The following is a 23,209-nucleotide window of genomic DNA, read 5'->3' on the forward strand; positions in this document are numbered from 1 at the left end:
CGAGCCCACCCCCATCATATTTCACATGCCGGACGGCCTGCCGGCCGCGGCGAGCTCCCGGAAGAAACCGCGGACGTCACCGACCAGCAGCTCCGGCACCTCCATGGCGGGGAAGTGCCCGCCCCGGTCGTACGAGGTCCAGCGCACGAGGGAGTCGGTGCGCGCGGCCACGTGCCGCAGCGGGACGAAGTTGTCCCGCGGGAAGTCCGCGAGGGCGGTCGGGGTGGTCGACACCTCGGGCGGCAGCCCGAAGTAGTCCGCGTGCGCCCGCTCGTAGTAGATCCGGGCAGCCGAGCCGGCGGTCCCGGTGAGCCAGTACAGCATCACGTTGGTGAGCATCAGGTCCCGGTCCACGGGACACCGCGGGTCGCTCCATTCGGCGAACTTCTCGCCGATCCAGGCGAGCAGCCCCGTCGGGGAGTCGTTCAGCGCATAGGCGAGGGTCTGCGGCCGGGTCGCCTGGATGTCGGCGTAGCCCTGCCGCTCCTTCGCCCAGACGCGGTACCGCTCCCAGGAGGCCCGGGTGCGTTCCCGTTCGGCGGGGCTCAGCCCGGACAGTTCCGCTTCCGTGGGCTCGGCGGTGGCGCCGGCTCCTGGCAGCAGGTTCAGGTGCACGCCGATGACCCGCTCGGGCCGGAGGCGGCCGAGTTCGCGCGAGATCGCGGCTCCCCAGTCGCCGCCCTGGACCCCGTACGTCCCGTACCCGAGCCGTTCCATCAGCACCGCGAAGGCCCGTGCGACCCGCTTGAACTCCCAGCCCCGTTCGGTGGTCGGCCCGGACAGCGTGAAGCCGGGGATGCTGGGCAGCACCAGGTGGAAGGCGTCCGCCGGGTCACCGCCGTGCGCCCGCGGATCCGTCAGCGGGCCCGCGACCCGCTGGAACTCCACGAACGATCCGGGCCAGCCGTGGGTCATCAGCAGCGGCGTGGCGTCCGGTTCGGGGGAACGCAGGTGCGCGAAGTGCACCCGGGCCCCGTCGATGACGGTGGTGAACTGCGGCCATTCGTTCAGCCGCGCCTCGGCGGCCCGCCAGTCGTACTCCTCGCGCCAGTACCGTACGAGCTCGCGCGTCTCCCCCAGCGGGATGCCGTAGTCCCAGCCGGCCCCGTCGAGTTCGTCCGGCCACCGCACCCGGCGCAGTCGCGCCGCGAGGTCGTCGAGCTCCTCCTGCGGCACGTCGAGCCGGAACGGAACGGGGGCCTCACCAAGATCTTCCATGGCCCCACGATGCCACCCCGGGCCCCGGCACCGGTCGCCCCCCTGCGGCGGCCGGTGCCGGGGCCCGGTCAGGCCGCGTACAGGTCGAAGGTGGATCCGCGCTTCGGTCCCGCCGCCACGTCCAGCGCCGGATCGACCGCCAGGATCGCCTGGTGCAGCCGCTGCAACTGCGGTGACGGCTCGACTCCCAGGTCCCCGATGAGCCGCTGCCGCAGCCTGCGGAACACGTCGAGAGCAGCCGCCTGCCGGCCGGACCGGTACAGCGCGACCATCATCTGGGAGTGCATCCCCTCGTGCTGCGGGTGCCGCGCGGTCAGCTCGGTCAGCTCGGCGAGGAGTTCGGTGTGCCGCCCCAGCCGCAGGTCGACGTCGATGCGCCGTTCCATCGTGACCAGCCGGCTCTCCTCCAGCCGCAGCACCTCGATCTCCAGCACCGGTCCCACCCGTACGTCGACCAGCGCGGGCCCCTGCCACAGCGCGAGCGCCTCCCGCAGCAGCGCCGCCGAGCCCTCGTCGTCGCCGGCGTCGAACGCGGCCTGGCCGCGCACGACCAGCGTCTCGTACCCGTGCACGTCCACGGACTCGGGCGGTACCTGGAGCAGGTATCCGCCGTGCCGTGTCGTGAGCACTTCCTTCGCGGCCCCCGGCCGACCCGGCCCCATGGCCGTCCCGAGCCTGCGGCGCAGTTGGAGGACGTACGTCTGCAGGGTCGTCAGCGCGCTCTGCGGCAGGTTCTGCCCCCAGATCTCCTCCATGAGGGTCGGCACCGGCATGACCCGCCCGGGGTACAGCGACAGGAGCGCCAGGATCTGCCGCGGCTTGCCGGCCGTCGGCACGATCGAGTCTCCGTTGACCTCGGCACTCAACGGACCCAGAACCTGAATCTTCACGGTTTCCCCTCCCGTACTCCGTCGAGTCGCCTCGATCGCTTCCGACTACTTCGACCTGCGAAAACAATCACCCAATGGCCGCAGCCGCGCGTACGGCCGCAGTCATGCCTGCGCGCCGGACCCCTGGAACTCACGGCGTCGCTCCGCCCCCGGCGCACGGGTGTGCGCGCCGACGGCTCCCGTCCGGTACTCCCCGACGCCCCGTTCCCCCACCAGGCTCGGCAGCAACAGCCCCCACAGGGCGGCCACCTTGCGCTGGAGCTCCCCGTGGGAGAGCCCGGTTCCCGCCAGCACCTCGATCCCGCAGAGCGCGGCGGCCACCAGGGCTTCGGCGCTCTCCCAGCGGTCCATGGTCGGCATCGCGTCGTCGCCTCCGGCGGGCGGCTCGTCCACCGGCAGTTCCCCGACGTCCCGGGCCTTGCGCAGCAGTTCGCTCACCACGCTCAGCCAGGCATCGTGGAAGTCCACCGCGTTCACGTGCTGGCCCGCACATTCCTTGGTGATGCGGAAGCTCGCCGGGATCGCGGGATCCTCGTGCAGCATCCGCGCCAACCAGTGCGTCGTGTCGATCAGCGCCTGCAGGGGGGAGGCGCCGTTCTCCCGTAGTCCGCGCACCGCGTCGTGCAACAGCCCGCATCCGCGCCGCTGCACGGCGTCGGCCAGCTCGTCCTTGGAGGCGAAGTGGAAGTACAACGCCCCCTTCGTCACCCCGGCCGCGCCCGCGATCTCGCCGAGCGTCGCGTTGGCGTATCCGTTGCGGTGGAACATCTCGGCCCCGGCGCATACCAACCGCCTGCGGGTCCGCTCCGACCTCTCCTGCACCGCTCCGTCTCCTTCCGCCCCCCGCTGCGTCCACACCCCCCGTGCCGGCGGCGGTCGCCACCGGCATCGGATCAAGCCCGCACGAGCCGCTGCGCCTTCGTGCCCGTCCCGCCCGCCACGGCCACCGCCGGCGCCGTGGCCTCCGGTCCCGCCATCAGGATCGACCGCTGCAACCGGCGCAGCGCCGGGGACGGTTCCAGGCCCAGGTCCCGTACGAGCGTGGTGCGCAGCCGCTTGTACACGTCGAGCGCCTCGCCGCGTCGTCCCGAACGGTGCAGGGCGAGCATGAACTGGCCGTGCAGGTTCTCGTGCGTGCGGTAGCGGCTCACCAGGACGGTCAGTTCCGCGAGCAGTTCCCGGTGCCGACCCAGCTTCATGTCCGCCTCGATGCGCTGGTCGAGGGCGCACAGCCGGGTCTCCTCCAACCGGCGCGTCTCCATGTCGAGCTGCACGCCGCCGTGGACGTCGGCGAAGGCCGGCCCCGACCACAGGGAGAGGGCCTCGCGCAGCAACCGCGCCGCACCGGCCGCGTCGCCCGCGTCCATCGCCCGGTAGCCGAGCCCGGCCAGTCGGTCGAACTCCCGCACGTCGCTGGTCCCGCCGCCGCTGTTGAGCAGGTAGCCGCCGGGCAGGGTGACGAGCACGTCCTTCGCGGTCCGCGTGCCATCGGTGTTCTCCAGGGCGGTCGCGATGAGGGCGCGCAGCTGGAGCACGTACGTCTGCAGGGTGGTGCGGGCGCTGCGCGGCGGCTCGGCGCCCCACAGCTCCTCGATCAACGCCGAGACCGGCACGACCTGATCGGCATGGAGGGCCAGGAGTGCCAGGACCTGCCGGGGCTTGGGGGCGGTCGGCGTGATGGAGGTTTCGTTCTCCCGCACGGCCAGCGCGCCCAGTACATCGATGTCCACGTCGTACTCCCCTGTCCTTGGATGAGTCGCAAGAGTCAGTAGAAAACAGTCCCAGCGGTTTGTCAATACAAAACCGGTCGCGCTGTTTTTCGCACACAGGCATTCCGGATCCGCTAAAAATGGGCTCTGAACTGGGCTTTTACCGGAAGATAGCTGTTCCGCCAGCCCCTTCGGGAGCATGCGACCGACTCCGGGCACGCTCATCTAACACCCCAAAGGGCCCATAAATCAAACCGTACAGTCTGTTTAGGGCGCTTCTGGACGCTCGGCTGCGATGCTCGGCAGGACCACGGACCAGACGCGGGCGAGGGTGTCGGCCGCCAGCCACTCGGGGTCGACCGCGCCCAGCACCTGCAAACCGACGACCGAGGCCACCACCGCCGGCGTCGCGTCCCGCGGGGTGACTCCCTCGGCGAGCAGCCCTTCCCGTCCTGCGGCCTCGATCAGTCCGCGCGTCCACTCCTGCCACTGTCCGCGGAGGTCGAGCCGGCTCCGGCGGGTCACGTCGGCGGACAGCGCGAAGCCGGCCCGTACGACGACGTCCCCGGCGAGCAGCGCCATCAGGGTGTAGGTCGAATCGACCAGCAGGCTCAGCGGATCGCCGGCCCGCGCCTGCGACCCCCCTGCCGTGCGGGCGGCCGTCCGCAGCGCGGCGGCGGCCCGCCCCTCTACGGTCCGGGCCAGTTCGTCCTTGCCGCTGAAGTGGAAGTGCAGGGCGCCGGACGTCACTCCGGCCCTCCCGCTGATCCCCGCGATCGAGGTGGCTGCGAAGCCGCCCTCGATGAACGCCTCCGCGGCGGCGCGCACGAGGGACTCCCGCGTGCGTGCCGCACGCTCCTGCTTGACCATGGGGGGCTCCACACCGCATTCGCCGCATACGCGGCGTTCCCCCAGGACAGGGGTACAAGATCCTGGCGGCCACAGTCGGCGGCGGCGCCGGAGGCGGGCCGGACTCTCGCCTGAGCCCGTGCGCGTACAACGGGTCATCGGGTATGAAATACCTTCTGACCAGGGATCACTTCGATCAGTGGCGGCGTGTTACGTTCGCGTGATGAAGACGAAGGACAACACGGGAAGCTTGGCGGGCCGGTCCGCTCTCATCACCGGCGCGAGCGCCGGCATCGGGGCGGCAGCCGCTCGCGTGTTCTGCAGGGAGGGTGCGTCGGTCACCCTCATGGCCCGCCGGGAGAAGGAACTGGCCGCGCTCACGGACGAGCTGCGGGCCGACGGCCACCAGGCCCGCTACGTCGTCGGGGACGTCTCACGTTCCGAGGACGTCGCCAAGGCCGTCGAGACGGCCGTCGCCTCCTTCGGCCGACTGGACGCCGCCTTCAACAACGCGGGTACGTCCACGGTCCCCGCCCCCATGCACCTCCTCCCCGAGGAGGACTACGACACCATCATGGAAACCAACGTCCGCGGGGTCTGGCACTGCATGCGCCATGAGATCCGCGCCATGCTGGAGACCGGGGGCGGCGCCATCGTCAACAACAGCAGCACGGCGGGCCTGGTCGCGACCCCGGCCACCTCCCCTTACATCGCCTCGAAGCACGCCGTCCTCGGACTGACCAAGGCAGCGGCCTCCGAGTACGCGGCTCAGAACATCCGCATCAACGCGATCGCGCCGGGCACCACCCGCAGCGAACTGATCGACTTCTGGCTCCAGCAGAACCCGGACATGGAGCAGGTCCTCCTCAACGCGGCCGTCCTCCCCCGCATCGCGGAACCCTCGGAGATCGCCGAAGCCGCGGCCTGGCTCTGCAGCGACCGAGCCTCCTTCGTCGTCGGCACCACCCTCTCGGTGGACGGCGGCTGGACCACCCGCTGACCTCCGCCGTCGGCGGCGTGGACGCCGCCGACGGCCGCCTCCGCCAGGGCCCGTCGGCGTTAACGCCGTTAACCGGAATCTTCTCCCTCACTTAACGCCGTTAACACCCGCCCGCCCACCCGGCGGATTGTTCCACCAATCAGTAACACCCCAATACGCCACAGAACATGCGAAAGACCCTCGCCCGGCCGTCGAAAAAGTACTTGGCGACTGGTTTTCTTTGAACCACGGCCACTACATTGATCCCGAACCACCGAACGGAACCGACAACAGGAGACACCCACGTGGCGAGGGTCAGGCAAGAACGGGCCGAGATCACCCGACAGGCGATCCTCGACGGCGCGGCCATCGCCTTCGACCAGGGCGGGTTCGGGGGCACCAGCCTCAGCGACGTGGTGAAGTACGCCGGAGTCACCAAGGGCGCCCTGTACTTCCACTTCCAGTCCAAGGAAGCCCTGGCACGCACCCTGATGGACGAGCAGTTCCAGGTGTCCTCGGGCGTCCCCGCGATCGTGGATCCGGGTCTGCAAACGGCCATCGACCTGACGCACCGGATGGCGTTCGGGCTGCGCACCAACGTCCGCATCCGCGCCGGCATCCGCCTCGTCATCGAGTTCGGCTCGTTCACGCACCCTGACCCGTCGCCCTACAACGCCTGGATCGACACCTGTCACCAGTGCCTGACCCCGGCCCAGGAACGGGGCGACGTCCTGCCCGCGCTCAACACGTACGACCTCTCGACACTGATCGTCGGTTCGTTCACCGGCATCCAGGTCACCTCGTACGTCCGCACCTCCCGCGAGGACCTGCACACCCGGGTCGTCGACCTGTGGAAGCACCTCCTGCCGGGCATCGTGCCCGCGGACCGCATCTCCCTCTTCGACCCGTCGGGCTCGCCCACCTGCCGGCTCCAACTCGGGCTGCCGTCCCGGTACGCCCAGCACAGCGCCTCCCCGAACTCCGAAGCGGTCACGGCCGGCTGACGGTACGTCCAGGGCGGCTCCGCACACGCCGTGGTGATCCACGGGGGTGCTCGCCACGGCGGGTGCGGGGTCGCCCTGGCGTGTCTCCGCCCGCTTCGTTAGCAAAACTCAGGCGTGGCGCTCACCAAGACTCAAGAACGTTAGTAAAGTCCCTCTCATGACTTCGCCCTCGTCCCAGAGCGACCGAGAGAAGGTCGTCTCCAAGCTCCCCCCGTGGCTCCGCCAGGAACTGAAGATCCGCACCGCCCAACTGCGGATCGACATCCAGGACGCGGTCCACCAGGGCATCGCGCATTGGAGCGCCCTCGCCTCCGCCCCCTCCCCCGTCGACACGTCCGGCGCCGAGTCGTTCTCCACCTGGCTGCCCGCCGGCCAGTGGGAGTCGTTCCGCGCGGACTCCAAGGACCGTGGCATCTCCCTCACCCAGGGACTCGCGCAGGCGGTGCGCCTCTGGTTGGAGATGAACCCGGCGCCCACCGTGAAGCGGCCCGCGGTCGTGCGCCGCATCGTGGTGTGCAACCAGAAGGGCGGCGTCGGCAAGACGGCCGTCACCGCGGGCACCGCGGAGGCCCTCGCGGAGGACCCGGAATCCCTCCACCCGGTCCGCATCGCGCGCCAGCTGGCGCGCCTCGCCCCGGTGGAGGACCACGAGCACCCCGAGCAGGCGGCACCCACCACCACGTCGCCCCTGGACCTCGAAGACCTTCCGGGCCTGGGCATGCGCGTCCTGCTCGTCGACTTCGACCCGCAGGGCCACCTGACCAAGCAACTCGGCCGGCAACCCCTCCCCATCGGCGGCGACAGCCTCACCTGCCACATGGCCGGCGAGGCCAAGGGACCGCTCTCGGACCTCATCGTCACCATCCCCGACGAGCGCTTCGGCGACCGCCTCCACATCCTGCCCGCGTGCACGGACGCGTTCCTCCTGGACGTCCGACTGTCCACCGTCCGCGCCCGCGAGGCCGCCCTCGAACGCGCCCTCTCCCCCGTCGAGGCCGACTACGACGTCATCCTCATCGACTGCCCGCCCAGCCTCGGCCTCAGCATGGACGCCGCCATCTACTACGGCCGCCGCCGCGACACCGAACAGCCGGGCGCCTCCGGCGCGCTGATCGTCGTACAGGCCGAGGACTCCTCCGCCGACGCGTACGACCTGCTCACCTCCCAGATCAACGATCTGCGCGACGACCTCAGCCTCGACATCGACTACCTCGGCCTCGTCGTGAACCTCTACGACGGCCGCCGCGGCTACATCGCCACGTCCTCCCTGCAGGCCTGGATGGACATAAAGGATCCGCGGGTCGTGGCGATCGTCCCCGACCTCAAGGAACAGCGCGAGGCCGTACGTGTGAAGCAGCCGCTGTTCGTCTACGCACCCAGGGGCGAACAGGCCGTCGCCCTGCGCGCGCTCGCCAGGGAGATCTCATGAGCAAGGCCGACAAACTCGGAGTCTCGGCTTCCTTCGCCCGCGCCCAGCCGGTCGGCGTCAGTTCCCGCCGCGCGGCCATCGCCGAGGCGACGGGCGCTCCGACCTCCGGGGTCGTCCCCCCGTCCGAGGTGCCCATCGAGGCCCTCGCCCACAACCCCTTCAACCTCCGCGAGGACCTCACGGACCTCGACGAGCTGGCCCAGTCCCTCATGGTCCGCGGCCAGCTCCAACCCCTCGCGGTCGCCACCCGCATGGCGTTCATGGAAGCCCACCCGGGCCAGACCGACGGCCTGGGCCGGGCCCCGTACGTGGTCATCGACGGCAACCGGCGCCTGGCGGCCGCCCACCTCGCCGGCCTCAAGACGATGCACATCCACGTGAACGACTCCCTGTCCGCCTCCGCGGCGGACATCCTCGAATCGGCACTGATCGCCAACGTGCACCGGGTCGACGTGGCCCCCATGGACCAGGCCCGCGCCCTTCAGGAACTCGTCGAGGTCCACGGCTCACAGGCCCAGGTCGCCAAGCGGCTCGGCAAGACGGCCGCGTGGGTGTCCCAGCGCCTGACCCTGCTCAACCTGACCCCCACGCTCCAGGAGAAGGTGGAGACGGGCGAGCTCAAGGTCGAGCCGGCCCGCCGCATCGGCCGCCTCCCCCAGGAGGACCAGGCCGCCGCCGCGGACGAGAGCCTCAACACGGTGAACCCGCCGCGCCAGCGCACCCGACCGGCCGCCCGGACCGCCGCCGAACCTGCGGGCGTCCACACCGTTGCCACACCGGCCCCGGCCTCTGCCGCACCTACACCCGCACCCGCACCCGCACCCCGCATCACGATCTCCACGCACTCCCCGGAGACCATCGCGGACGCCCTGACCGCCCACCTCACCCCGGACGACCTGAAGGCCGTCACCGAACTCCTGATGAGCCGCATCTGATGCCGCACCCGCGCCGGGGGCGCCGGCGGCCCTGACCGTCCCGGGCGCTGACGCCCCGGACGGTCCCCGCGCGCCCGCGCGCTCGCTGCCGCCCGGGCGCCCCCGCAGGCGGTGCCACCGCGGCAGCGCGGTGGCCCGGCCCCCGGCGGACCGGTTGCCGTGCCTCAGCGGATCCGGCCGTCCTCCGCCACGCTGCGCCGGCGCACGAGCAGACGGCCGTCGTCCTCCCGGACGAGGTCGTCGTGGCACAGCAGTGAGCCCTTGACCTGCAAGGGTCCGCCCAGCGCCGTGGCCATCGCCAGGGCGTAGTAGCGGGTCCGCAGTACACCGTCCGGCTTCTGCTCGACGCCGACCATCCCGAACCAGTGCCGGAAGTCGAGCCCCTGCGCGGCGATGTGCGCGACGCCCGCCCCCACCGTGTCCCGCAGAGCCTCGCGCCCCTCCTGTGCCTCCGGCTCCCCCACCGACTCGAAGACGGCGTCCTCGGTGAAGGTATGTGCCCACGCGTCCGGATCCGCGCTCGCGCCCTCCAGTAGGTTCATCTGCCGCGCGTAGAACTGCTGCACCTCGGTGTAGACCTCCGCCGACACGTACGCACTCGTGCCGCTCGTGCCCGCTCCGCCGGTGCTGGTGCTGGTGCTCGTGGTCATCCCGGTTCCTCATCTCGCGCGCAGGCCGCTCGTCCGACCGAGGCTCCACCGCGGCTCTCGAGTCCGAGTTGAGCCGGACCCGCCATCGTGGCCGCGCAGCTACTTCCACCGAAGCGAGGTCGAACACCCATGCGCGTCCTGTTCAACGTCTCCCCCGGACTCGACCACATCTACCCGGCCCTCGGCCTCGCGTGGGCCCTCCGCACGGCCGGCCACGAGGTGGCCGTCGCCACCACCGGCGTCTCGATCGAGGCGGCGGTCGGCGCGGGGCTGACGGCCTACGACGTGGCCCCCGGAGTCGACTTCTCATCGATCTTCCCCAAGAAGGGCACGCCGGCGGAGCGGGCCACCGCGATGCGGGCCCGCGGCGAGGAGATCACCAAGTCCGAGGAGACGCCGGACTTCATCCTGGAGAAGTTCGGCCAGATCAACGATCTGATGGCCGACCGCACCCTGGAGTTCGCCCGCAACTGGAACCCGGACCTGATCGTCTACTCCCGGCTCCAGGGCACCGCACTGCTCACCGCCCGCGCGCTCGGCATTCCGGCGGTCGAGAACGGTTACAGCTTCCTGCGCGAGGGCAACCTCCCCGGCCGTCTCCTGCCGCACCTGGCGCCCACGTTCGAGCGGCTCGGCGTGCCGCTGGAGCTGCCCACGGTGCAGCCCGTCTACTTCGCCCCCGAGAAGCTCATGCGGGGCGAGGGCGAGGGCTGGCCGATGCGCTTCGTTCCGCACCACGGCGGCGGCGTACTGCCGGAGTGGCTGGCCGCTCCCAAGGAACGCGCCCGCATCGTCGTGACCCTGGGCACCATCGTTCCCGGCGTCGCGGGCGTCGGCAGCCTGCGCAGCGTGTTGGACGCCGCCGACGGCCTCGATGCCGAACTGGTCCTGGCACTCGGCGACAAGGTGGACCTCGAGCCGCTCGGCCCGCTGCCCTCCAACGTGCGCCCGGTCGGTTGGACCCCCCTCAGCACCCTGCTGCCCACCCTCGACGGCATCGTCCACCACGGCGGCGCGGGCACCACCCTGGCCTCCGCGCACGCAGGAGTGCCGCAGCTCGCCATGCCGTACGGCGCCGACAACTGGATCAACGCCGGCATCGTCGAGGCCGCGGGCATCGGCTTCAACCTCCAGCCCGAGGAGATCAACACGGGCGTGCTGCAGGCCCTCGTGAGCGACGGGACGGTGCGCAAGGCCGCTGCCGTCCTCGCCGAGGAGCTCGCCGCGCAGCCGGGTCCGGACGCGATGGTCCAGCGCCTCGTCGAGCTGGCCGGGAAGCGTTCGTAACGGGACGCCCGGCCGTCCGACACCGCACCACCACCCCACGTACCACCGAGAGGAAATCCTGCTCGTGAACATCCGTGCCTTCTCCCGCACCCTCCGAAGAACTGGACTGGTCCTCGGCACCACGGCTCTCGTGACGGTCACCGCGCTGCCCGCGCACGCGGCCGTCACCGTGACCGACCTCGGCACGCTGCCGGGCGGCACTTCCAGCCTGGCGTACGGGATCAACCAGTGGGGCGTCGCGGTGGGTTACTCCACCAATGCCGAGGGCGTCACCCGCCCGGTCCGCTGGGCGGCCAACGGCTCGATATCCGACCTGGGCACGCTGCCCGGAGACGTCGGCGGCACGGCCTTCGTCATCAACCCCGCGGGCATAGCCGTGGGCCGCTCCCTCGGAGCCGACAAGTCCGAGCACGCCGCGGTGTGGCGCCCGTGGAGCAGCGGCCCCACCCAGTTGGAGGCGCTGCCCGGCTCGGTGAAGAGCCGGGCCTACGGGATCAACTCCCTCGGCGACATCGTCGGGTTCTCCGCCACCCCGGAGAACGTCTACAAGGCCATGCGCTGGAAGCCCAGCGGCAAGGCGGTCCCCCTCGCCCCGCTGCCCGGCGGTACCGCCAGCTCCGCCGGACAGATCAACGACCAGGGCACGGCGGTCGGCTACTCCCTCCAGAACGGCTTCCAGAACGCGGTCCGCTGGAACGCCGACGGTACGCCCGTCGCGCTCGGCGGCATCCTCCCCGGCGACGACTCGAGCCAGTCGAGCTGGATCAACAACTCCGGCATCGCGGTCGGCAACTCGTTCAAGGCGGGCCAGGGCTACAACGGCCCCTACCGCGCCGTGCGCTGGAACCGCGCCGGCCAGGTCGTGCCGTTGACGCCCCTGCCCGGCCACACCGGATCCGCCGCCTACTTCATCAGCGGCAACGGGGTCGCGGCCGGCTTCTCGTACACGCCCGGCGGTGTCTTCCACGCCGTGACCTGGGACGAGAAGGGCAAGGTCACGGACCTCGGCGTGGCGTCCCCGGGCCCCAGCGAGGCGTACGGCGTCAACGACGCCGGTACGGCCGTCGGCTACCTGACCACCAGCGGGGGCGCCGCGCACGCGGCGCGCTGGCGCGGCTGACCGGCCGCCAAGGAAGAGGAGCACATGGAACAGACAGAAGTTCTGCTGTCCACGCACGAGGAGCGGGTACGGGCGTCCGCCGCCGACGTGCACCGGCTGCTGGCGGACGAGGACAACTGGCCGCGCGTCTTCGCGTCCTTCGTCCACCTGGAGAACCTCGGCCGTAACGGCGATTTCGACCGGATCGGCATGTGGGGGCACTACGACGACGGGATCGAGCACTGGGTGGCGCTGCGCCGCGTCGACCCGGAGGCCCTGCGCGTTGAATTCCGGCCGGAATCCCTTCCGCCGTTCCTGGAGGCGATGCGCCGCACCTGGGTGACCGAACCGGCGGACGACGGTGGTTGCGTGGTGCGCCTGGAGCACGAGTACCGGCTGAAGGGCGATGACCCGGAAGCGGCCGAAGCGGTGCGCGCCGATGTCGAGAGGATCGCCCTCGCCGAGGTCGCGGCGGTGCGCGGGGCCGCGGAACTCGCGACCCTGACGCCCGAGGCGCTCGTCACCGTGGAGGACTCCGTCGAGGTGGCGGCGCCGGCCGCGCTGGTGTTCTCGGCCCTGTACGAGGCCGGTCACTGGCCGTCCTTCATGGGGCACGTGGCGCGGGCCGACGTCCGGGGTGAGGACGCCGGGGCCGGTGCTCCGTACGGCGCCCACGTCTTGGAGATGGACACGATCGAACGGCACGGCGGGATCTTCACCACGCGGGCGGCCCGCGTCGGTCTTCCCGATACCAAGATCGCCTACAAGCAGTTGCTGCTGCCGCCCCTGGGCGCGTCCCACCACGTCCGGTGGCTGTTGGAGGAGCAGGGCGCCGCCACCGTCGTCCGTTCCGTGCAGACCGTCGTCCTCAAGGAGTCCGGTGTCGCCGCCGTCCTCGGTGAGGGTGCCGGGCTCGCGGCTGCCAGGGGCTTCGTACAGACCGAACTGAGCTCAAAGGTCCGGCTGATATTCGACGCGGTCAAGGACCGCCTCGAGCAGGATGCAAACCGAACCATCTGATTCACCTACTGAAAGGGCCCCCACGATGCGAGCTGCCGCTCTGTCCGAGTTCGGCGCACCCGAGGTGCTGCGGGAGACCACCGTCAAGGACGTCCAGGCCGGCGCGGGTGAGGTGCGCGTGCGTGTCCGTGCCGCCGGCGTGCTGCCCTTCGACGTCCGGGTGCGCGGCGGCTGGACACCGCCGTTCATCAAGCGGGAGTTCCCGATGGTCCTCGGCAACGAGTTCGCGGGCACGGTGGACCAGGTCGGCGAAGGGGTCACGGCCTTCGCCGAGGGCGACGAGGTGCTCGGCTACAGCGTCCTCGGCGCCTACGCCGAGCACCTGACCGTCCCCGCGGACCAGATCGTCCGCAAGCCGGCGGGCATGCCGTGGGAGGTCGCGGCAGGCTTCTCCGGCAACGGACAGGGCGCCCACCTGGCCCTGTCCACCGTCGGTGTGAACAGCGGCGACACGGTGCTCATCAACGCGGCTGCCGGCGGCTTCGGCACGTTCGCGGTGCAGCTCGCCCTCGCCTGGGGCGCGGGTCGGGTCATCGGCACCGCCTCCGAGCGCAACCACGACCACCTGCGGGCCCTGGGCGCCGAACCGGTCACGTACGGCGAGGGCCTCGCCGAGCGGCTCCGTGCCCTCGCCCCGGAGGGTGTGGACGCGGCCGTCGACGCGGCGGGACCCGAGGGCCTGAGGGCTGCCGTGGAGGTCGCCAAGGACCGTTCCCGCGTGACCACCATGATCGCCGACGAGGAGGCGAAGGAACTGGGTCTCCCGGCGGTCGCCGGCGCCCGGTCCGCCGAGCGCCTCGCCGAGCTCGTCGACCTGTACGTGCAGGGCAAGGTGAACATCCACATCCGCGAGGCGTACCCGCTCGCCCGCGCGGCCGAAGCCCACAGCGACGTGCAGAGCGGCCACGGCCGCGGCAAGGTCGTCCTGACGATCGACTGACGACCGACCGACGGGAACGGTCCGGGGCGCGTCGGCGCCCGGAACGCGAGGGGGCGGCCATTGCGGCCGCCCCCTTGCGCGTGTGCGCTTCGAGGATCACTCAACCGGTCGGCGAGAGGCTGTGATCCAGTCTCCCGAACTCTGTGCACGAGCCGACGACAACACGAGGTGAGTTTTTCCGTGAAGGGAATCATCCTGGCCGGCGGGAACGGCACGCGGCTGCACCCGATCACCCTCGGGATCTCGAAACAGCTCCTCCCGGTCTACGACAAACCCATGATCTACTACCCGCTGTCCGTACTGATGCTCGCCGGAATCCGGGACGTCCTCATCATCAGCTCGCCGGTGGACCTGCCGCAGTTCCGCCGCGTACTCGGTGACGGAAGCACCCTGGGCCTGAACCTGACGTACGCCCAGCAGCCCGAACCGCGCGGTCTCGCCGAGGCGTTCGTCATCGGCGCCGACCACATCGGCGACGACTCCGTCGCCCTCGTCCTCGGTGACAACGTCTTCCACGGCCCGGACTTCGCCGGGCTGCTGCGCCGGCATCTCCCGCACACGGACGGGGCGCTCCTGTTCGGCTATCCCGTACGCGATCCCGAGCGGTACGGAGTCGGCGAGACCGACGCCCACGGCAGGCTCGTCTCCATCGAGGAGAAGCCGGTCACACCGAAGTCGAACCGGGCGATCACCGGCCTGTACTTCTACGACAACGACGTGGTGGACATCTCCCGAGGTCTGCGCCCGTCGCCGCGCGGCGAGCTGGAGATCACGGACGTCAACCTCGAGTACCTCGCCCGGGGCAAGGCCTCGCTCGTCGACCTCGGCCGGGGCTTCGCGTGGCTGGACACCGGCACCCACGACTCCCTGTTGGACGCGTCGCAGTACATCCAGACCCTCGAGCGGCGGCAGGGCCTGCGCGTGGCGTGCGTCGAGGAGATCGCCCTGCAAATGGGTTTCATCGACGCCGACCAGTGCCACCGGCTCGGCTGGCAGCTGCGCAAGTCCGGCTACGGCGAGTACCTGATGTCGATCGCGGAGTCGGAGCGGGGCCGGAAGCCGGCTCCGGCGGTGCCGGTCGGCGCGGGGACCGCCGCGTAGGGGGGATCGATCGTGCCGGTCCGCGGGCGGGAGCTCCCGTGCCCGGCCGTACTTGCGGACGGCCGGGCACGGGAGGCCGCGTTCATCGCCTGCCGGTGTCCGACTCCGCCGGCACCGCCCCGTCGGCGGCCTCCGGTCCGTCGGCGGACTCTTCCCCGTCACGGGGCCGCTTCGGCATGAACAGGGCGGGCAGGGCCATCGCCGCCGCCATGCCGAGGACCCACCAGAACGTGTTGGCGTACGCGGTCGGGTCCCCGCCTCCGGCGCTCGGACCGGAGGACGTGCCGAGGTTCACGGCCAGCAGCAGGGCGACCATCGCCGTCCCGAAGGACGCCCCGACCCGCTGGACCACCGCGATCATGACGGTGCCGCGGGGGATGCGGTCGGCCGGGATGTCGAGGTACGCGGTGACGAGGATGGACACGCCGACCACTCCGAGCCCCAGTCCCCGTAGGAACAGCGAGGAGCCGAGGACCAGGTCGTCGGGGTCCGACGCGAGCTGGGTGAAGCCGACCGTGCCCACCACGGCCAGTACGGTCGCGCCGAGGATCAGCACCCGGGGGTCGTAACGGTCACCGAGCCATCCGGCGATCGAGAGGCCGACCAGCATGCCGAGGCCCTGGGGGGCGAGCAGCCAGCCGATGGTCGAGCTGTCGTAGCCCAGGTAGCGGGCGTAGAAGAGCGGCAGGACGAAGAGCGGTCCGTACACGGCCACCCCGTTGAGGAAGACCAGCAGCGAGGACGAGGAGAAGGCGCGCGAGCGGAAGAGTCCGACGTCGACGAGCGGGTCGCGCGACCGCGCGGAGTGCACGCAGAAGGCAGCGATCAGTGCCACACCCCCGAGGAGGACCGCGAGGGTCAGCGGCTCCTTCAGCGCCGACAGGTCACGTACCCGCGAGAAGCCGTAGACCAGCGCGACCATGCCCGGCGGGAGCAGCATGATGCCGAGCCGGTCCACCTTGACGTCGCTGCCGCCCTTGACCGAGGGGGGCAGCACCCTCTGCGCCAGCACCAGCGCGACGATGATCACCGGGACGTTCACGAAGAAGATCCAGCGCCAGCCGGCCGCGTCGATGATGAGACCACCGACGACCGGCCCCAGGATCGGGGCGAGCTGCCCGGGAACGCCCACCAGGCTCATCACCCGGCCGAACCGCTTGGGGCCGGCGGCCTGGGCGAGGATCGTCTGCACCATCGGCAGCACCATGCCGCCGCCGATGCCCTTCACGACGCGGAAGGCGATCAGGCTCTCGACGGACCAGGCAAGTCCGCACAGCACGGAGCCGGCCAGGAACACGGCCAGGGCGCACATCCACATGCGTTTGTTGCCGAAGCGATCGACCGCCCATCCGACCAGGGGCGTCACCAGGGCCAGGGTGAGGAGGTAGGACGTGCTCACCCAGGACAGCGCGGACTCGGACGCCGCGAGATCCGCCGATATGTCGTTCAGGGCGACGCTGACGATCGTGGAGTCCAACAGGGAGGCTATGGCCCCGATGAGGAGTGTCCCCGCAAGGATGATCAGCTTGCGGTCCAGGCGTTCCGGGGATGGAGTCTGCATGCGAGGACCTTACGAAGCGTCGCCCCACTCCCCCTCGAATCCGGTTCGAGTGGTTCCGTTATCGGCCTGTGGCCTGGTGTGGACGGCCCGCCCCCGGATCGGGCCGGCCGCCCACGCATCGCGGTTCTAGGACCTGTCGCTGTGGGTCCCCACGAAGAACCCCGGCCGACCGAGCTCCGTTTCGATGTACTCCACCGTCAGGCCGCTGCCGCGGAAGGCGTTCTCGTACTCCTCGCGCGAGAACAGCGTCAGGTGGTCGACCTCGCTGCGGTGCTGGACACCGGCGTCGGCGTCGGCGACCACGTAGTGGATCTCCATGCGCGTGACGTTGCCCTCCTGCGTGGAGTGGGAGACCCTGGAGATCCCCTGGTCACCGTCCTTGAGCGCGTGCGTGGAGACGAAGCCCGGGAGGAACGTGTCGGGGAAGTACCACGGCTCGATGGCGAGGACGCCGTCATCGGCGAGGTGCCGGGTCATGGCCCGCACCGCGGAATCGAGGTCCTCGGTGGTGCGCAGGTAGCCGATCGAGCTGAACATGCAGACCACGGAGTCGAAGGTCCGGCCGAGGTCGAACGTCCGCATGTCCCCCTGGTGGACGGGGACTCCTGCCAGCCGCTCCGAAGCGAGGTCCGCCATCCACGCGGAGAGGTCGACCCCGGCCACCTCGTCGAAGCACTTGGCGAACGCCGCGAGGTGGAGCCCGGTGCCGCAGGCCACGTCCAACAGCGTCACCGCGTCCTGCTTGTGCTCCCGGATGAGGTCGGCCACGCGGACCGCCTCGCCCTCGTAGTCCTTGCGGTCCTGGTACAGCCGGTCGTAGAGCTCCGCTTCGGCCTTGTTCTCGTACATGGTGTCCCTCCGTTGGGTTCTTGGTGAACCGTCACCCTCGAACCGCATGAAGGTGCCCCGGCGCCCTTGCGTCCACCTGGACCGACCCTGGAACGCGACGGCGCAACGCCCGGGAGGGTCGAGCGGTTCTCCGGTCGTCGTCCCGAGCGCGGCCCCGCGTCCGCGCCCTCGGTCGTCCGTGCCCGGGTCGGGGCGGGTCCCGGCCGGGGCTCGACGCTTCCCGCGGGCCTTCGGACCGCCGTGGGGCCCCGACCGGCACCGTCGTCCTCGTACCTCGGTTCACCACCGGGCTTCGACCCGTGATCGAGCGGCCGGTCCTAGGCTCGGCCGCGACATCCGGACGGGAGAGGCGGCTATGATCAATCTCTTTCAGCCCCAGGTGGGTGCTGAGGAACTCCAGGCGGTTGCCGAGGTGTTCGACGACCACTGGCTCGGACATGGACCGCGCACCAAAGCCTTCGAAGCGGCGTTCGCCGATCACCTGGGTGTCGCCCCGGAACACGTGGTGTTCATCAACTCGGGCACCTCGGGCCTCTTCCTCGCCACGGAACTGCTGGACCTCGAGGAAGGCGACGAGATCGTCCTGCCCTCGCTCAGCTTCCTCGCGGCCGCGAACGCGATCGTGACCAGCGGTGGCCGGCCCGTCTTCTGCGACGTGGACCCGCGCACCCTGAACCCCACGCTCGAGGACGTCGAGCGTGCCTTCACCGACCGGACCAAGGCGGTGGTGATCCTCCACTACGGCGGCTACCCGGGTGACATCGTCCGCATCGCCGAGCGCTGCCGCGAGCTCGGCATCACGCTGATCGAGGACTCCGCCTGCTCCGTCGCCTCCCGTGTCGACGGCAAGGCGGTGGGCACCTTCGGCGATCTCGCCATGTGGAGCTTCGACGCCATGAAGGTCCTCGTCACCGGCGACGGCGGCATGATCTACGTCAAGGATCCCGAGCAGGCGGCCAGGGTCCGGCGGCTCGCCTACCACGGACTCGCCCAGGCCAGCGGCTTCGGCTACGCCAAGGTGTCCGCCCGCTGGTGGGAGCTGGACATCCCCGAGCCCGGCCGTCGCGTCATCGGCAACGACCTGACCGCCGCCATCGGCTCCGTACAGCTGCGCAGGCTCCCCGAAATGGTGACCCGGCGCAAGGAGATCGTCGCCCTGTACGACCAGGAGCTCGCCGGGCTCGAAGGCGTGCTGACTCCTCCGGAGCTCCCCGAGGGCCACGAGTCCACCCACTACTTCTACTGGGTGCAGATGGATCCCCGGATCAGGGACCAGGTGGCCGGCGACCTGCTGGCCGACGACATCTACACGACGTTCCGGTACGCGCCCCTGCACAAGGTCCCGGCGTACGGCACGTCGCCCACCGAGCTCCCGGCCTCCGATTGGGTCTCCGACCGGACCCTGTGTCTGCCCCTCCACCCGGGTCTCAGCGACGCCGACGTACTCACCGTCGCCGCCTCCCTGCGCAAGGCCGTGGCCGGCCGCACCGCGGAAGTGACCGACGCCCCGCACTGACGTCGCGCACACGGAAGGGGCGGAAGGAGTTCACCACTCCTTCCGCCCCTTCCGTCCGTCCCGGCCGGGGTCAAGCGTTCACGGCCCCGGCCCGGCGGCCGGCCATCACGCCACGACGTCGATGCGCCCCATCTGCCCGCCGGAGGAGTGGCCGAGCTGGTGGCAGTGGTACAGGTACTGGCCCGTGTACGGTCCCCAGGTCATGGCGATCTTCACGGTCTCGCCGGGGCCGAGCGTGACGGTGTCCTTCAGCCCCACGTCACGGGCGTCGGCCGGCTGGCCGTTGCGCTCCAGCACCCGGAAGAACGTCAGGTGCGTGTGGAAGCTGTGCCACAGGTGGAAGTCCGGCTTGCCGGCCGGCAGCGGCGCCTCGACGTTGCGGACCGTCCAGACCTCGGTCGTGCCCAGCCGGGTCTGGATGTCGACCCGGTTCGGGTCGTAGGACAAGCCGTTGATCGTCATCGCCGGGAAGGTGCGGATCTCGAAGTCCCGCTCCACCGTGGCCGCCGGCTGCGGCGCGTACGTCGTCAGGCGGTGCGGCACGAAGCTGTAGTCGGCTGCCCGGCGCACGATGTCGAAACGCATCACCTCCGGGCGCTCGGTCGTCTGCGCACCGGGGTTCTCCAGGACCACGGACTGACCGACCCGGTACCGGGAGAAGTCCACGACGATGTCGACGCGCTCACCGCCGAGCATCAGCAACTCGGTCTTGCGCACCGGCTTCTCCAGCAGGCCGCCGTCGGCGCCGATCTGGGTGAACTCGATGCCGTCGGCGAAGCGCAGCTTGAAGTACCGGTTGGCACAGGCGTTGTAGACGCGGAAGCGGTACTTGCGCGCCGCGACCTGGAAGTACGGCCGCTCCTTCCCGTTGACCAGCATGTTCGGGCAGTCCGACGGACGGGTGTACAGCAGGGTCCCGTCCGTCTCCACGCGCGCGTCACGGATGACGAGCGGCACGTCGTAGGTACCGGTCGGCAGGGGCAGGGAGCGCTCGTTGTGGTCGCTGATCAGGTAGAGGCCGTGGAGCCCCATGTAGACGTTCTCCGCCTCCAGGTGGTGCGCGTGGTCGTGGTACCACAGCGACGCCGCCGCCTGCTTGTTCGGGTAGTGGTAGGTGCGTTCGCCGCCGGCGACGATCGTGTCCATCGGCAGGCCGTCGTGCTCCGAGAGCACGTGCGCACCGTGCAGGTGGACCGCGGTGTTCACCTCGAGCTCGTTGATCTGACGGACCACCACCTCACGGTTCTGAACGGCCTTGATGGTCGGCCCGGGGAAGGTCCCGTTGTAGGTACGGACCTTCGACGTCAGGCCTTTGACGATCTCGACCTGGGCCTCCCGCATCCGTATCTCGTACAGGTCCGAGGTGAGCGTGCGGCTCGTCGGCGCGAGCGTCTGGGGCAGCGGCATGGCGTGGGCGAAGGGCACGATGGGTGCCGCTTCCGCGGTCGCGGCGGAACTGGCCACGGCCTCGGAGCCGGCCCCGGTCAACCGGTCCCACGGGAACAGAGCGGCCGCGCCACCGGCGGCCGCCACCTTGAGCGCGTTACGACGATTCAGCATGAGCAGATCCGGATTCTCTTGGAAGGGAAGGAGCCTCGGCCCCGAAAGCCCGCTGCGCCCAGGGCACACCGGCGACGAAGACGACGAGCAGGGCGAGCAGGGCGCACAACCGCAGGGCCGTGACGGCATCCGCGGAAACCGCCGACCACAGGGGGGCGCCACCCTCGGGACCGAACGCCCGGGCCAGGGCCACGGCCGGAACGGTCACGATGGCACCGGCCACCGTGGCCGCGACCGCGAAGCCGAGTTGGGTCGGCAGCGACCGACCGTCGGAACCCGCAGGGGCCCCGGCCCGGCGGCGCAGCGCCTGGGCCGCCAGGACCAGCAGCGGGAGCAACAGGTAGAAGGAGACCGTCGTCAGGGCCAGGAAGAGCCCGGGCTCGAAGGCCGGCGTCTCCACCGGACCCGAGCTGTGCCACCAGGCGTGGTCGCCGGGTTGCGGCGGCGGCGCCTCAGTACGGCCGTACACGATCCATGCGATGGCGAATGACTGCGCAAAGGCAAGAAGGCCGATGGGCAGCAAACGCAGCCCGGAAAAGGGGCGAAGAGCAACCGGCTTCGACCCACGCCTGGTTGCATCTGCGAAGTGGAGCGAGGGTACGGCCACCACACCGCTCCCCCGCCTTCGGCCGGCCTGGGAGACCAGCTCCTGAGCGACCACGCTCACGGCGCCGCCTCCTCGACGTAGTCCGTGGTACGGGCCAGGGCGTCCCATTCCTCCCAGGTGGCCAACCGGTCCCGCAGCACGCTCGGCGCCAGGTCCGCGGCCCCGTTGCCGAGCAGGACACGAAGCGGCGGCGCCTCGGCGTCGACCAGCTTGAGCAAGGCCTCACCGGCCTTGCGCGGATCGCCCGGCTGCAGATGCGCGTACGCCCCCGACAGACCGTGCCGACGCTTGGCCAGGACGCCGTCGTACGCGGCCTTGGGAACGGCGCGCACCATGCTGCCCGCGCTCCAGTCGGTACGGAACTCCCCCGCCTCGACCAGTGTGACCTTGACGCCGAAACCCTCGGCCTCCTGCGCCAGGGTCTCGCTGACCGCTTCCAGGGCCCACTTGCTCGCGCAGTACATGCCGAGGTTGGGGTAGGTGGTGACGCCCGCGATGCTGGACATCTGCAACAGGTGCCCGCCGCCCTGGCGGCGCATCACCGGCAGCACCGCCTGCGTCACCCACAGCGCGCCGAAGAAGTTCACGTCGAACTGGTCCCGGACCTGCTGCTCGGCGACCTCCTCGACGGCGCCGGCCAGCCCGTAACCCGCATTGTTGAGGACCACGTCGATCCGGCCGGTCCGCTCGGCCGCCTCGGCCACGACGGCGAAGACCTCCGCGCGGTCGGTGACGTCGAGGGCCAGTGGGACGACCCGGTCGCCGTATCGATCCACGAGGGCGTCCAAGGAGGAACTGTCGCGGGCCGTGGCCACGACGGTGTCGCCGGCATCGAGGACGACTTCGGCGATCGCCTGCCCGAGTCCGCGTGAGGCTCCGGTGATCAGCCAGACCCTGGTCCGCTGTCCGCTCATCGCCCTGCCCCGCTCTCGGCGTGGTTCTTGGCGTGGCCGAGGGTGGCTCGGCTGTTGGTGCTCAGCGCCGTGTGGACGTACTGCTTGGCGTCCTCGACGGTCGCCTGCGGGCCGAGGACCTTGGTGATGTTCTCGGTGTTGATGGTGACGGTGTGCTGCGAGGACGCGGCCACGCCCCCGTCGTTCTCGACGAACGTCCAGTAGCCGGTGTGCAGGGTCATCAACCCGGGCAGCGTGGTCTGCTTGTAGGCGATCCGCTCGTGCGGGAACGTGACCCGGTACGACTTGGTGGTGTGGACCGAACCGTCCTTGGCGCGGGTGTCCATCTCCAGTTCCTGCAGGCCCGGGGTGTCCTCGGTCAACCGGACGGTCGCCACGTGCGGCAGCCGCTCGTGCCACTTGTCGGCCTCGTTGACGAAGTCGTACACGTCCTTGGCGGAGCCGTTGATCTGGACGGTGTCCTCGAAGGAGAACGTCAGGTCCTCGGCGGCGTGGGCCGTCTCGACGTTGGTCTTCAACGCGGTCAGCTCGGAGCGCGAGTTGCGGTCCACGGCCTCGTCGATCCAGGCCAGGCTCGCCGGGTCGTCGTCGATGGCCCGGTAGTCGTGGAGCAGTCGGACCCGGGACTCGTCGGTGGAGAGCGCCTCGATGATCCAGGTGCCGCCCATCGCGGCGACGGGGGGTGCCGGGATCTCCTGGCGGAAGGTGATCCGCAGGCCTTCGGGATCCAGGGTGCGGCGGGAGGTCCAGTTCTTGGCCTCGCCGTTGGCGGTGGCCCAGATCCGGATGCGTTCCTCGTTGTCGCCCTCGGGAATGTGGTCGACGTAGATGGTCGGCGGGAAGATCCGGGGCCAGTTGCGGACCTCGGCGATCAACCGGTAGACGGCGTCGGCCGGAGCGGAGATCGTGATCTCGTGCTCCACCTCGCGCAGGCTCGGCTGCGACATGCTCATGACTCCTTGAAACTCGGGACGAAGGGGTCGGCGGATCGCGGGATGATCAGAAGTTGCCGAGGCCGCCGCAGACGTTGAGGGCCTGCGAGGTGATCGAGGCCGCGGTGTCGGAGGCCAGGTAACCGACGAGACCGGCGAC

22 protein-coding genes and 1 pseudogene are annotated in these 23,209 nt (G+C 70.5%); 10 read left to right on the forward strand and 13 right to left on the reverse strand.

Annotated features, from left to right (window positions below; translation table 11 throughout):
• Positions 1 to 21: 21 nt before the first annotated feature.
• From ACFY0I_RS38945 to ACFY0I_RS38965, 5 genes are all read right to left on the reverse strand, one after another.
• Positions 22 to 1,218, reverse strand: coding sequence for an epoxide hydrolase family protein (locus ACFY0I_RS38945; protein WP_388904482.1), 1,197 nt, complete (start codon positions 1,216 to 1,218; stop codon positions 22 to 24).
• Between the two features lie 68 nt (positions 1,219 to 1,286).
• Positions 1,287 to 2,108, reverse strand: coding sequence for a BTAD domain-containing putative transcriptional regulator (locus ACFY0I_RS38950; RefSeq protein WP_388904484.1), 822 nt, complete (start codon positions 2,106 to 2,108; stop codon positions 1,287 to 1,289).
• A 102-nt stretch (positions 2,109 to 2,210) separates the two neighbouring features.
• The gene (locus tag ACFY0I_RS38955; RefSeq protein WP_388904486.1) at positions 2,211 to 2,930 is read right to left on the reverse strand and encodes a ScbR family autoregulator-binding transcription factor; all 720 of its coding nucleotides are present in this window, start codon (positions 2,928 to 2,930) and stop codon (positions 2,211 to 2,213) included.
• Between the two features lie 71 nt (positions 2,931 to 3,001).
• Positions 3,002 to 3,838, reverse strand: a complete 837-nt coding sequence (locus ACFY0I_RS38960; protein ID WP_388904488.1) for a BTAD domain-containing putative transcriptional regulator — start codon at positions 3,836 to 3,838, stop codon at positions 3,002 to 3,004.
• Positions 3,839 to 4,084: 246 nt separating this feature from the next.
• On the reverse strand, positions 4,085 to 4,687 hold the full coding sequence (locus tag ACFY0I_RS38965; RefSeq protein WP_388904489.1) for a ScbR family autoregulator-binding transcription factor: 603 nt from the start codon (positions 4,685 to 4,687) through the stop codon (positions 4,085 to 4,087).
• Between the two features lie 202 nt (positions 4,688 to 4,889).
• On the opposite strand from ACFY0I_RS38965, the gene ACFY0I_RS38970 reads away from it, so the two are divergent.
• The 4 genes from ACFY0I_RS38970 to ACFY0I_RS38985 all read left to right on the forward strand — a co-directional run bounded on the left by ACFY0I_RS38970 (position 4,890) and on the right by ACFY0I_RS38985 (position 9,013).
• Complete coding sequence (locus tag ACFY0I_RS38970; RefSeq protein WP_388904490.1) at positions 4,890 to 5,666, forward strand: SDR family NAD(P)-dependent oxidoreductase; 777 nt, start codon at positions 4,890 to 4,892, stop codon at positions 5,664 to 5,666.
• A 284-nt stretch (positions 5,667 to 5,950) separates the two neighbouring features.
• On the forward strand, positions 5,951 to 6,649 hold the full coding sequence (locus ACFY0I_RS38975; protein ID WP_388904491.1) for a ScbR family autoregulator-binding transcription factor: 699 nt from the start codon (positions 5,951 to 5,953) through the stop codon (positions 6,647 to 6,649).
• Between the two features lie 157 nt (positions 6,650 to 6,806).
• Positions 6,807 to 8,078, forward strand: a complete 1,272-nt coding sequence (locus ACFY0I_RS38980) for a ParA family protein (protein ID WP_388904493.1) — start codon at positions 6,807 to 6,809, stop codon at positions 8,076 to 8,078.
• Positions 8,075 to 9,013 carry a ParB/RepB/Spo0J family partition protein gene (locus tag ACFY0I_RS38985; protein ID WP_388904494.1) on the forward strand — a complete coding sequence of 313 codons (939 nt, stop codon included), beginning with the start codon at positions 8,075 to 8,077 and terminating at the stop codon, positions 9,011 to 9,013. The genes ACFY0I_RS38980 and ACFY0I_RS38985 overlap by 4 nt, the downstream gene beginning before the upstream one ends.
• 164 nt (positions 9,014 to 9,177) lie before the next feature.
• Here ACFY0I_RS38985 and ACFY0I_RS38990 read toward each other — a convergent pair whose 3' ends face one another.
• Complete coding sequence (locus ACFY0I_RS38990) at positions 9,178 to 9,663, reverse strand: nuclear transport factor 2 family protein (RefSeq protein ID WP_388904495.1); 486 nt, start codon at positions 9,661 to 9,663, stop codon at positions 9,178 to 9,180.
• 129 nt (positions 9,664 to 9,792) lie between these two features.
• Between ACFY0I_RS38990 and ACFY0I_RS38995 the strand changes: the two genes are divergently transcribed.
• The 5 genes from ACFY0I_RS38995 to rfbA all read left to right on the forward strand — a co-directional run bounded on the left by ACFY0I_RS38995 (position 9,793) and on the right by rfbA (position 15,110).
• Positions 9,793 to 10,950, forward strand: coding sequence for a nucleotide disphospho-sugar-binding domain-containing protein (locus ACFY0I_RS38995; protein WP_388904497.1), 1,158 nt, complete (start codon positions 9,793 to 9,795; stop codon positions 10,948 to 10,950).
• A 64-nt stretch (positions 10,951 to 11,014) separates the two neighbouring features.
• Entirely contained in the window at positions 11,015 to 12,070 is a 1,056-nt protein-coding gene (locus ACFY0I_RS39000; RefSeq protein WP_388904499.1) for a hypothetical protein, read from the forward strand.
• Between the two features lie 24 nt (positions 12,071 to 12,094).
• Positions 12,095 to 13,069: an SRPBCC family protein gene (locus tag ACFY0I_RS39005; protein WP_388904501.1), complete on the forward strand. Its 975-nt coding sequence runs from the start codon at positions 12,095 to 12,097 to the stop codon at positions 13,067 to 13,069.
• A gap of 25 nt (positions 13,070 to 13,094) precedes the next feature.
• Entirely contained in the window at positions 13,095 to 14,009 is a 915-nt protein-coding gene (locus ACFY0I_RS39010) for an NADP-dependent oxidoreductase (RefSeq protein ID WP_388904503.1), read from the forward strand.
• Positions 14,010 to 14,189: 180 nt separating this feature from the next.
• The gene (gene rfbA / locus ACFY0I_RS39015) at positions 14,190 to 15,110 is read left to right on the forward strand and encodes a glucose-1-phosphate thymidylyltransferase RfbA (protein ID WP_388904505.1); all 921 of its coding nucleotides are present in this window, start codon (positions 14,190 to 14,192) and stop codon (positions 15,108 to 15,110) included.
• A gap of 82 nt (positions 15,111 to 15,192) precedes the next feature.
• On the opposite strand, the gene ACFY0I_RS39020 is transcribed toward rfbA, so the two are convergent.
• Both ACFY0I_RS39020 and ACFY0I_RS39025 read right to left on the reverse strand, forming a co-directional pair.
• Positions 15,193 to 16,671: a DHA2 family efflux MFS transporter permease subunit gene (locus ACFY0I_RS39020; protein WP_388904507.1), complete on the reverse strand. Its 1,479-nt coding sequence runs from the start codon at positions 16,669 to 16,671 to the stop codon at positions 15,193 to 15,195.
• A 126-nt stretch (positions 16,672 to 16,797) separates the two neighbouring features.
• The gene (locus ACFY0I_RS39025) at positions 16,798 to 17,520 is read right to left on the reverse strand and encodes a class I SAM-dependent DNA methyltransferase (protein WP_388904509.1); all 723 of its coding nucleotides are present in this window, start codon (positions 17,518 to 17,520) and stop codon (positions 16,798 to 16,800) included.
• A gap of 355 nt (positions 17,521 to 17,875) precedes the next feature.
• Here ACFY0I_RS39025 and ACFY0I_RS39030 point away from each other — a divergent pair, with 355 nt between their 5' ends.
• Complete coding sequence (locus ACFY0I_RS39030; RefSeq protein ID WP_388904512.1) at positions 17,876 to 19,036, forward strand: DegT/DnrJ/EryC1/StrS family aminotransferase; 1,161 nt, start codon at positions 17,876 to 17,878, stop codon at positions 19,034 to 19,036.
• A 105-nt stretch (positions 19,037 to 19,141) separates the two neighbouring features.
• Here the strand turns inward: ACFY0I_RS39030 and ACFY0I_RS39035 are convergent, their stop codons facing one another.
• From ACFY0I_RS39035 to ACFY0I_RS39055, 5 genes and pseudogenes are all read right to left on the reverse strand, one after another.
• Positions 19,142 to 20,596 carry a multicopper oxidase family protein gene (locus ACFY0I_RS39035; RefSeq protein WP_388904513.1) on the reverse strand — a complete coding sequence of 485 codons (1,455 nt, stop codon included), beginning with the start codon at positions 20,594 to 20,596 and terminating at the stop codon, positions 19,142 to 19,144.
• Positions 20,580 to 21,065, reverse strand: coding sequence for a hypothetical protein (locus tag ACFY0I_RS39040; RefSeq protein WP_388904514.1), 486 nt, complete (start codon positions 21,063 to 21,065; stop codon positions 20,580 to 20,582). Before ACFY0I_RS39040 ends, ACFY0I_RS39035 begins: the two co-directional genes overlap by 17 nt.
• 194 nt (positions 21,066 to 21,259) lie before the next feature.
• Complete coding sequence (locus ACFY0I_RS39045) at positions 21,260 to 22,117, reverse strand: oxidoreductase (protein ID WP_388904515.1); 858 nt, start codon at positions 22,115 to 22,117, stop codon at positions 21,260 to 21,262.
• Positions 22,114 to 23,064: an aromatase/cyclase gene (locus ACFY0I_RS39050; protein ID WP_388904517.1), complete on the reverse strand. Its 951-nt coding sequence runs from the start codon at positions 23,062 to 23,064 to the stop codon at positions 22,114 to 22,116. The genes ACFY0I_RS39045 and ACFY0I_RS39050 overlap by 4 nt, the downstream gene beginning before the upstream one ends.
• A gap of 52 nt (positions 23,065 to 23,116) precedes the next feature.
• Positions 23,117 to 23,209: pseudogene (locus tag ACFY0I_RS39055) on the reverse strand (ketoacyl reductase); the annotation flags it as partial.

Origin of the sequence: Streptomyces sp. NPDC001568 (assembly GCF_042893755.1) — a bacterium.
Classification (GTDB): domain Bacteria; phylum Actinomycetota; class Actinomycetes; order Streptomycetales; family Streptomycetaceae; genus Streptomyces.

What these genes read in the sequence shown, in the direction of transcription:
- ACFY0I_RS38970 (WP_388904490.1), top strand. Translation starts at nt 4,890, where the DNA reads ATGAAGACGAAGGACAACACGGGAAGCTTGGCGGGCCGGTCCGCTCTC.
- ACFY0I_RS38945 (WP_388904482.1), bottom strand. Translation starts at nt 1,218, where the DNA reads ATGGAAGATCTTGGTGAGGCCCCCGTTCCGTTCCGGCTCGACGTGCCG.
- ACFY0I_RS39030 (WP_388904512.1), top strand. Translation starts at nt 17,876, where the DNA reads ATGATCAATCTCTTTCAGCCCCAGGTGGGTGCTGAGGAACTCCAGGCG.
- ACFY0I_RS38980 (WP_388904493.1), top strand. Translation starts at nt 6,807, where the DNA reads ATGACTTCGCCCTCGTCCCAGAGCGACCGAGAGAAGGTCGTCTCCAAG.
- ACFY0I_RS39035 (WP_388904513.1), bottom strand. Translation starts at nt 20,596, where the DNA reads ATGCTGAATCGTCGTAACGCGCTCAAGGTGGCGGCCGCCGGTGGCGCG.
- ACFY0I_RS39025 (WP_388904509.1), bottom strand. Translation starts at nt 17,520, where the DNA reads ATGTACGAGAACAAGGCCGAAGCGGAGCTCTACGACCGGCTGTACCAG.
- ACFY0I_RS38985 (WP_388904494.1), top strand. Translation starts at nt 8,075, where the DNA reads ATGAGCAAGGCCGACAAACTCGGAGTCTCGGCTTCCTTCGCCCGCGCC.
- ACFY0I_RS38965 (WP_388904489.1), bottom strand. Translation starts at nt 4,687, where the DNA reads ATGGTCAAGCAGGAGCGTGCGGCACGCACGCGGGAGTCCCTCGTGCGC.
- ACFY0I_RS39005 (WP_388904501.1), top strand. Translation starts at nt 12,095, where the DNA reads ATGGAACAGACAGAAGTTCTGCTGTCCACGCACGAGGAGCGGGTACGG.
- ACFY0I_RS39010 (WP_388904503.1), top strand. Translation starts at nt 13,095, where the DNA reads ATGCGAGCTGCCGCTCTGTCCGAGTTCGGCGCACCCGAGGTGCTGCGG.
- ACFY0I_RS39050 (WP_388904517.1), bottom strand. Translation starts at nt 23,064, where the DNA reads ATGTCGCAGCCGAGCCTGCGCGAGGTGGAGCACGAGATCACGATCTCC.
- ACFY0I_RS38990 (WP_388904495.1), bottom strand. Translation starts at nt 9,663, where the DNA reads ATGACCACGAGCACCAGCACCAGCACCGGCGGAGCGGGCACGAGCGGC.
- ACFY0I_RS38995 (WP_388904497.1), top strand. Translation starts at nt 9,793, where the DNA reads ATGCGCGTCCTGTTCAACGTCTCCCCCGGACTCGACCACATCTACCCG.
- ACFY0I_RS39020 (WP_388904507.1), bottom strand. Translation starts at nt 16,671, where the DNA reads ATGCAGACTCCATCCCCGGAACGCCTGGACCGCAAGCTGATCATCCTT.
- ACFY0I_RS39045 (WP_388904515.1), bottom strand. Translation starts at nt 22,117, where the DNA reads ATGAGCGGACAGCGGACCAGGGTCTGGCTGATCACCGGAGCCTCACGC.